This window comes from Psychromonas ossibalaenae ATCC BAA-1528 (assembly GCF_000381745.1).
GTDB lineage: Bacteria > Pseudomonadota > Gammaproteobacteria > Enterobacterales > Psychromonadaceae > Psychromonas > Psychromonas ossibalaenae.
Map to the genome: position 1 here is coordinate 37475 of NZ_KB907008.1, position 6000 is coordinate 43474.

The window sequence follows — 6000 nt, forward strand, 5'->3', positions numbered from 1 at the left end:
AAACATATTTATCAGCTGGGTAAATATGATCTGGAGAATAGTAATGAGTGCAATGATTAGAAAAGATAAAGTTGCCATGCCGACAAAGCTGGCCTTTGGTTTCGGCGGGTTTGGTAAAGATTTCGGCTTAGTGGTAGTCAATACGTTTCTGTTTTTTTACTACACAGATGTTGTTGGCGTTTCAGCGGCATTTATAGGTTCTGTTTTCCTTGGTGCGCGGATCTGGGACACAATAAACGATCCGCTGCTGGGTTATCTGGTTACTAAAACGAAATCACGCTGGGGCAAATATAAACCCTGGATTTTTATCGGTAATATTCTTAATGCACTGTTTATTGTTGCGCTGTTTTCAGCACACCTATTCTCCGGCACAGAACAGCTTATTTTTATTGTTATCACCTATGTCGGCTGGGGTATGACTTATACACTGCTGGACGCCCCTTTCTGGTCATTGATTCCGACCATAACCCTGGATAAAGGCGAACGCGAAAGACTGATGCCTTACCCGAGACTGTTAGCTTCATTAGCAAATTATATTGCCAGCGGCGTAGGTGTTATGGCGGTCAGTAAGCTTGGAGCTGGTGATGACGGTCAAGGTTTCATGCTGTTTGCAGTAATCAGCGGCGTACTGGCTATTATCAGCGCCACCGTTACCTGTATCTGGACTGAACAGTCCTTTGAAGAAAACAGCAAAACAGCTAAACCGTTAAAGATAAAAGATGCCCTTAGATTAATTTTCAAAAATGATCAGTTTATTGTACTGCTTTCACTTGCCCTGCTTTACAACATTGCCGCTAATATGACCGGCGGGCTGAATCTGTACTTCTACACTTATGTGCTGGGAGACCAGAGCCTGTTTACTACCTATATGCTTTGGGCTGGTATCTTCGGCACAGGTTCCCTACTGGTTTTCCCAAAACTGATGGAGCAGTTCGGCAGAAAATTTGTATTTTCTGTCTCTCTGCTGCTGCCGGTTATCTCCGCAGCCATGCTCTACCTGGTCGCCAATTATGCGCCTGAATCTAAAATTCTTGTGTCAATGGCAGGCATAAGCGGCGGAATTTCTAATGCGATTTACTGGCTGATGATACTGCTGATGGTTGCCGACACCGTTGATTATGGTGATATGAAAATGGGTATCCGCTCTGAAAGCGTCTCTTACTCTGTACATACTCTGATCAGTAAATGTTCCGGCGCTTTAACCGGTTTTCTGATCGGCATCAGTCTGACCATGATCAGCTATATACCCAACCAGGAGCAGACAGCGGATACAGTACAATCTCTACAACTGATATATCTGGCCCCCGCTTTACTTTGTCTAATCTCTTACTTTATCTATATCAAATTCTACCTCCTTAATGATCACGAGTTAGATAAAGTTCAGCAGAATCTGGAAGAGAAATACGCAGCAGATACAGCAGAAGCTCTCTGATTTAACAAAAGAATAAACACAAAAAATAGTGACGGCTGAAATTTATTCAGTCGTCATTCAGGCTCTATATTTTATTCCTATCCTTGCTTCAAGCCGCCCCTAATACAGATAATCAATCACTATCAAAGGAAGCTTAAAATGCCTTCGTCTAATTCATATCATCCGCAGAGCCGGACGACAGCCGCCCTGACACTATTAAGCTCAGTCTTTTTTATCTGGGGATTTCTGACCTCACTGAACAGCGTTTTAATCCCTCATCTGCAGCAGGTATTTCAGCTTAGCTACACCGAATCTATGCTTATTCAGGCAGTATTCTCATCAAGTCCTCTGCTGATCAGCCTGCCCACCGTAAAACTAATGCACTCAATAGGTTATAAAAACACCCTGCTTTTCGGACTGACCTTAACAGCAGCCGGTGCACTGGCTTTTTATCCGGCAGCAGCCGCTTTTTCCTACCCGCTGGTGCTGCTGGCTGTGCTGATCACCGCGATGGGCGTCGCCGCTCTGCAGGTTGTTGCTACCCCCTATGCAGTGGCGCTGGGAGACAGGCGAACAGCATCTTCCCGGCTGACCATGGCTTCCGGTATCAATTCTCTGGGAACAACCATAGCCCCCTATATAGGTGCCCTGGTACTGTTTTCAGCAGTAGATCTGTCTGCACAGGTAAAAGCTGAACTGGTACAAGGTCCCTATCTGGTAACGGCAGCCGTTATAATACTGCTGATAATTATTATGAAAATAAGCTTTTTGCCGGAGCCGCAGCAGATATCAGTAAAACAGAAACAAAAAACAGTTCCGGCATGGCGCTACCGTCATCTGCTGCTCGGTATGCTGACCATCTTCTGCTATACCGGTGCAGAGGTCAGCATAGGCAGTTTCCTGCTTAGTTACCTCAATGAACAGAGTAATTATACGACGCAGACAGGTGCTAAAATGGTGGCATTATACTGGGCAGGAGCAATGACCGGACGGCTGCTGGGCCCGCTGCTGTTTCGCTATATCTGCTCCCGTAAAGTACTGTTTATTAATGCACTTACCGCTGCAGGTCTGATACTTTATGCTGTTGTTTCTCCGGGTATCTCTGGCGGCTGGGCACTGATTGCAGTGGGTCTGTGTAACTCAATTATGTATCCGGTGATATTTTCTATTGCTCTGGACAAGCTCGGGGAAAGTACTGCTCAAGCTTCCGGTATGCTGGTGATGGCTGGTGTCGGCGGCGCCGTTCTGCCGATTATGCAGGCGCTGCTGGCCGACAGCAGCAGTCTGGTTATTTCCTTAATCATTCCCGCAGTGTGTTATGCCGTTATTATGGCTTACAGCCTGTTCGGCTGGAAACCCTGTATTTTAGGCGGCAGGCAGAGACTGCTGACTGAATAAAGACCTCAACCTGCCGCGCTGTACTGCCACTATACATTTACAATATAGCGACAAGATAATCAGGTTTATCCTTACTGGTATTGACCGCCAACACTTTTATCATACAGATCCGCCGTCTGTTAAAGCAGGCCGGTGAATTTGAAGCTTTTGTTAATAAAATGAAAGGAGTAAATGAAAAAAGGCTAAGGCTGGGTGTAAGCTCAAGTTTTCCGTTAGATAAAATTACCGCCTTATTAATCCCCTTAAAACAGGAATTTCCAAGCGCCCAGCCGCAGCAAAGCGATTGATTATAAACAGATCGACAGCATTAGTATTTCGCAGCTTATTTCTAAACAGCTACCTTTAAAAAGTACTGAAAATGTGACTGAAAACGATCTGGCGGCTTATCCGCAGGTTATTGTTAAGTCTTCAGAGGGTCCAGATATTGTTGATCAAGCACTGAAATGGTGTGTGACTGATCTGCACACTAAAAAAATCTGAATCATTCCCACAATGTGTTTCGCCGTAGTTATGGCTTACTGCACGTTCGGCTGGCCCCCTGTATTTTAGGTGCTGGACAGAGAATTAAGCCAGGACAAAAGCTTAAAAACATTACATTTCAAGCACTTATGCCTTAACCATCATCCTTGAAAATCATATTTTTTCATTAAATTTCACTTTTTTTTCACTTTTTTTCACTTTTATTTCTTATCCTGCTTTGTATTATGCGCTTAGTTTATGAACAGTTACTGTGTATTTTACAGGCTGTTTATAAATGATTTCAAAGCTTTGAATAAAATAAATTTTCCCGGGAGTTTTAATATCTGGATTTAGATCCGTATTCACAACATAAATAATAGGAAAAACATGAAAAAAATACTATTTATCACTATGTTCGCAGCCCCTTTACTTTCCTTTCCTGCAGCCGCGGAAACAGATTCAAGCATCCATATTGTAAATAACAGTACCTCTCTTATTCATGGTGCCTTTCAATCAGAAATAATGAGCGGTATAGCAGCTGACAGTGTCAATCCAGCTATAGCCAGCGGACTGTTTCATAATTACACATCGGAGGATGGATACCTTCAATCCAGCTCCGTAAATATTCAAGAGGGAGATCTTATTTCTAAAGTGGGAGTATTCGACATAGAAAGACAAAAATACTTAATATGTGCAGAAAACGTAACATTTACAGGCGTTAATCAATATTCTTATGATGGAACAAGCTGCGTGATTACAGAGCCGGTTATTGAAATAACATCCTGTAAAGATTTAGAAAGTATCGGTAAAGGTGCAGACTACCCGGGAGCATCTCACAGCGACACATGGCCGTTAAATGAAAATTACCGCCTAAAAAATGATATTGACTGTTCAGCAACCAACCCAGACCATGAAGATCACGGTAGCAGCCTGGAAACAACTTATGGAGAAAACGGCTTTGACAGTATCAAAGATGAACAGGAAGAATTCAGCGGAACATTAGACGGTAACGGCTACTCTATTAACAATTTATATCAAAGATCTGAGTGGGAAGGCGGGATTTTCTATCGACTGCACAAAGATTCAATAATCAAAAATTTAACCATAAACAGTGCGCAGATAGAGGCCTATTTTTTATCTGGAATACTCACTCCAAGTGCGGATGGGAAAATAATTAAGGCAGAAGTTTCCGGCATATTAACAGCTCATAATCATGAAGGTGATGTAGCACCATACGGAGGCATAGCAGGTCAATTAGAAGGAACTATCGCTAATAGTCATGCAGATATAAAAATTAGTGCAGGTGCAGGATCACAGGCAGGCGGGTTAGTCGGCTCACTAAAAGGCAATATAATAAACAGCAGTGCAACCGGTGAAATTAAAAACGCTCAGTCAATAGGCGGACTAGTCGGTCAGGCAAGTGAAAACAGCAGTGTAATCAACTCATTCAGCACAAGGATGCTGTTAACTCCTACAGATACACAAGCTTCCACAGCAGCTGGTTTAGTCGGAATTTCATTCAGCCCGAGAATAGAAAATACCTATGCAGGCCAAATCACTATTAACATCCGCCAAAATGCGCGGGGTTCAGGCTTAATAGGCACTATAAACCTGAATGACAATGTGGCGGCGTCAAACTCTTACGCGGCAGGAACTATCACAGGCAGTCCGGACAGTGATAAAAATATTGCGGGCGGCCTTGCTACCTATTCAATATCAAGCGCAGTTTTTGAAAGCAGCTTTTCATCCATCAATATGAGAGCAGACAGAGCACTGCCTCTTTCAAAATACAGTAATTTTAACAGTTATTACAATGAGGATAAAAAACATCATGGTGACATAGTAGGAGAGCCGGCTGACAGCGTATCATCTGACGATCTCAAAACGTCGGACTGGTATAAAGTTATACTCAACTGGTCAGAAGACAACTGGCTGTTTAAAGACGGCTACTATCCTCTTTTAAAAGATACTAACGGTGAAATATTAGATCACCAGACTCCTGTAGCGATTTAAATCTGCTTAAAAATTAACGGAAGGCATTGATGCCTTCCGTTAAACTTTTTGTCCTGTTAACAACAGCCTAAAACCAGATCAGTGTCAATAACTCCCCTGATATTACTGCGGCCTGGTCCTTTAAGTTCAAAAGTACCAGTCTAAATAAATCTGTAAGTGGTCATTGCCTTTTAAGCTGTACAATTGATCAGCATATTCACTGCTCTGCAGCATTATGAAACCCATCAATACCCCGCTGTCCTCCATATCTTTAAATGCGATACGGCAGCCCAGAAACAGAACGTGTGCGAATATGCATGCGTTTTCTGCTTGAAGCGATATCTAAGCATAAGGCGGATCTTAGCGGAAAGCCGTTTCCTGAAAGAGGCGCCTGAAGTTCACCATAACAGTTCGATTTATTAACCAGGCAAAAAACTTAGCTGCACTAAAAAAACCCTGTAAACAGGGCTTCTCGATATAATTTATACTAGCAGTGACTACAGTGGCCAGTGATCAAAATAGATATGATCCGCCTGCCAGTCGACTTTCTCTTGATTGTCAGACAGGAGCATTTTAGCCACAGTAACAGCAAACTCGAAGCTCACTCCTAAACCTTTACCACTGATAAAGTTACCGTCAATAACCACTTTCTGATCCAGGAAGTTACCGTCGCTGAACTTCTTATTAAGGCCGGCACCAGTGGTGTAGTTACGCCCTTCCAGTAAATTATGCGCGGCTAA

The 6000-nt window shown here is 43.0% G+C and carries 4 protein-coding genes; 3 read left to right on the forward strand and 1 reads right to left on the reverse strand.

All coding sequences use genetic code 11. From position 1 onward, the window contains the following. Positions 1–43: 43 nt before the first annotated feature. The 3 genes from melB (at position 44) to G327_RS0117480 (ending at position 5281) form a co-directional block, all read left to right on the forward strand. Positions 44–1432, forward strand: coding sequence for a melibiose:sodium transporter MelB (melB, locus tag G327_RS25020; protein ID WP_019616096.1), 1389 nt, complete (start codon positions 44–46; stop codon positions 1430–1432). Positions 1433–1570: 138 nt separating this feature from the next. Then, the gene (locus G327_RS25025) at positions 1571–2809 is read left to right on the forward strand and encodes a sugar MFS transporter (RefSeq protein WP_019616097.1); all 1239 of its coding nucleotides are present in this window, start codon (positions 1571–1573) and stop codon (positions 2807–2809) included. 846 nt (positions 2810–3655) lie between these two features. Further along, positions 3656–5281, forward strand: a complete 1626-nt coding sequence (locus G327_RS0117480; RefSeq protein ID WP_019616100.1) for a GLUG motif-containing protein — start codon at positions 3656–3658, stop codon at positions 5279–5281. A 476-nt stretch (positions 5282–5757) separates the two neighbouring features. Here G327_RS0117480 and G327_RS0117490 read toward each other — a convergent pair. Further along, a partial coding sequence (locus G327_RS0117490; RefSeq protein WP_019616102.1) for a DJ-1/PfpI family protein occupies positions 5758–6000 on the reverse strand: 243 nt, incomplete at its 5' end.